The organism is Candidatus Darwinibacter acetoxidans, from assembly GCF_041936445.1.
Lineage (GTDB): Bacteria > Bacillota > Limnochordia > Darwinibacteriales > Darwinibacteriaceae > DTU010.
Genome location: NZ_JBHGXH010000272.1, coordinates 1 through 2,928, shown reverse-complemented (window position 1 = coordinate 2,928; position 2,928 = coordinate 1). Strand labels below are relative to the sequence as shown.

Annotated in this window: 1 protein-coding gene and 1 other annotated feature; the gene reads right to left on the bottom strand. The window is 59.8% G+C overall.

What is annotated here, in order from left to right; genetic code table 11:
- On the bottom strand, window positions 1-2,604 hold a 2,604-nt coding region (locus tag ACE4YL_RS10425), incomplete at its 3' end, for a valine--tRNA ligase (protein WP_461369620.1).
- A gap of 44 nt (window positions 2,605-2,648) precedes the next feature.
- Window positions 2,649-2,870, bottom strand: a binding site (T-box leader).
- Window positions 2,871-2,928: the final 58 nt, after the last annotated feature.

Here is a 2,928-nt window from a genome sequence, read left to right as displayed (position 1 = left end):
CAGGCGGGCAGCCTGTGCCCGGTAGAGCTCTGCCTTTTCCCTTTCTTTCTCCACCACTTCCGGCGGCGCCTTCGATATAAATCCTTCGTTGCGCAAATTCTTTTCTGCCCGTCCCAGCTCCCGGCGGGCCTGCTCCAGCTCTTTTCTGATCCGGGCCAGCTCTTCCTCCAGATCCACCATCTCAGCCAGGGGCAGGAAGATGTTGATGCCCTCCACAACGGCACTGAGGCACTTCTCGGGCGTGCGGCCCGGCTCCTCCAGGATCAGCTTCTCCAAACCTGCCAGATGCATAATATCCCCTTGGGCATCTGTGAGGATGTCCAGGCTTTCCCCCTCGGCCTGGAGGATGGCGCTAATCCTGCGTCCCGGCGGTACGTTCTTCTCGCTGCGCATGCTGCGAATCTCGGTGATCACCGCCATGACCGTGTTCATCATCCGCTCGTGCTTGGGGGAACTGAGCCCCGCGGGCTGCGGCCAGGGCGCGAGCATGATGGTTTCCCCTTCGTGGGGCAGGTTCTGCCAGATTTCCTCGGTAATGAAGGGCATGTAGGGATGGAGGAGCTCTAAAGTACCTTTCAGCACATACCAGAGCACATACTGGGCCACATAGCGGGTCTCTTCCCCCTGCTTGCCATAGAGGCGCGGCTTGATCAGCTCGATGTACCAGTCGCACAGCTCACTCCAGATGAAATCGTAGAGCACCCGGGCTGCTTCGCCCACATCATAGCGTTCCAAGAAGCGGGTGACTTCTTTGGCTGTGTGCTCGTAGCGGCTCAAGATCCACTGATCCGCTGTGGTCAGATCCAGGGCACCCATGTTCTGCTTCTTGGGGTTGAAGTCGGTGAGGTTCATCAAGGCAAAGCGGGACGCATTCCAGATCTTGTTGGCGAAGTTGCGGTAGGCCTCCACCTTTTCCGGAATGTAGCGCAGATCGTTGCCTGGGGCCACGCCGATCACCAAGTTGAAGCGCAGGGCGTCAGCGCCGTACTCTTCGATGGCCTCCAGGGGATCCACACCGTTGCCCAAGGACTTGCTCATCTTCCGCCCCAGGTGATCCCGGACCAGCCCGTGGATGAAGACATCCCGGAAGGGACGGTCCCCCATGAACTCATAGCCCATCACGATCATGCGGGCCACCCAGAAAAAGATGATGTCAAAGCCGGTAACCAAAACGGTTGTGGGGTAGAAGTGCTTGAGTTCCTTGGTCTGCTCCGGCCAGCCGAAAACGGAAAAGGGCCACAGCGCCGAGGAGAACCAGGTGTCCAGCACATCTGGATCCTGCTCGATCTCTTGGGAAGCACACTTGGGGCACTGCGCGGGTTCATCCACGCTGGCGAAAACCTCGCCGCACTCCCGGCAGTACCACACGGGGATACGGTGGCCCCACCAGAGCTGGCGGGAGATGCACCAATCCTTGAGGTTGCGCATCCAGTGCAGGTAGTGCTTGCTGAAACGCTCGGGGATGAAGCGGATCTCCCCGTTTTCCACCGCGGCAATGGCGGGCTTGGCCAGCTCACCCATCTTCACAAACCACTGCTTGGAAACAAGGGGCTCCACCACCGTATCGCAGCGGTAGCACTGGCCCACCGCGTGCTGGTGGTCCTCCACCTTCACCAGCAGGCCCAGCTTTTCCAGGTCCTCCACGATGCGCTCCCGGGCTGCATAGCGATCCAGCCCCGCGTATTTCCCCGCCTCCTCCGTCATGGCCGCATCCCTGCCGATCACCTGCACCTGCGGCAGGTTGTGGCGCATGCCGATCTCGAAGTCATTGGGGTCATGGGCAGGAGTGATCTTCACCACGCCGGTGCCGAACTCCATGTCCACGTACTCGTCCGCGATCACTGGAACTTCCCGGTCCACCAGGGGCACGATCACCGTTTTGCCCACCAGGTGCCGGTAGCGCTCATCCTTAGGATTGACGGCGACCGCAGTGTCCCCCAGCATGGTCTCGGGCCTGGTGGTGGCGATCTCCACATGGCCGCTGCCGTCGGTGAGGGGGTATCTGATGTGCCAGAGCTTGCCCGCGGTCTCTTCATGCTCCACCTCGATATCGGAAAGGGTGGTGGAACAGACCGGACACCAGTTTACGCTGTAGTTGCCCTGGTAAATCCAGCCCTTCTCAAAGAGGCGCACAAAGACCTCCCGCACCGCCCGGGAGCAGCCCTCGTCCATGGTGAAACGCTCCCGCTGCCAATCCAGGGAGGCGCCCAGCCGCTTCAGCTGGGTGAGGATCTGGCGTCCGTACTCTTCCTTCCAGGCCCAGGTGCGCCGCAGGAACTCTTCCCGGCCCAGGTCGTGGCGGGTTCTGCCCTCCGTCTCCCGGATGTGGTCCTCCACCCGGGCCTGGGTGGCAATCCCCGCGTGGTCGGTGCCGGGGACCCACACGGTATTGTAACCCTGCATGCGCCGCCAGCGCACCAGGATATCCTGATAGGTGTTGTCCAGGGCATGGCCCATGTGCAGCTGCCCGGTGATGTTGGGCGGCGGGATCACAATACAGAAGGGCTCCTTGCTTTCATCAACTTCCGCGTGGAAAAAGCCGTTTTCTTCCCAGAAGCGATACCATTTCTGCTCCACTTCTTTAGGATCGTAAGTCTTCTTCATTCCCCTTCACTCCCTATTCTTCTCACTAAAAAGACCCTTCGCCATCTAAGGACGAAGAGTCTAACTCGCGGTACCACCTTAGTTCCCCCCAGCCTGGCCGGGGAGCCCTCGTTGGCGGTGATAACGGAACCACCGTCTTAAGCTACTGGACTTCACTTAAGAAGCTCCGGGGCGACTTCCACAGCCACTTCCTTAGAAAGCTCGCACCGCCAGGCTTTCCTCTCTGCAAGGGTTAGCTGTGTACTCCTCCCCATCAACGCACCTATCTCGATTGCACTTATGATACAATGTGTCTGCCCTAATGTCAAGTACTGGACTTCTTGC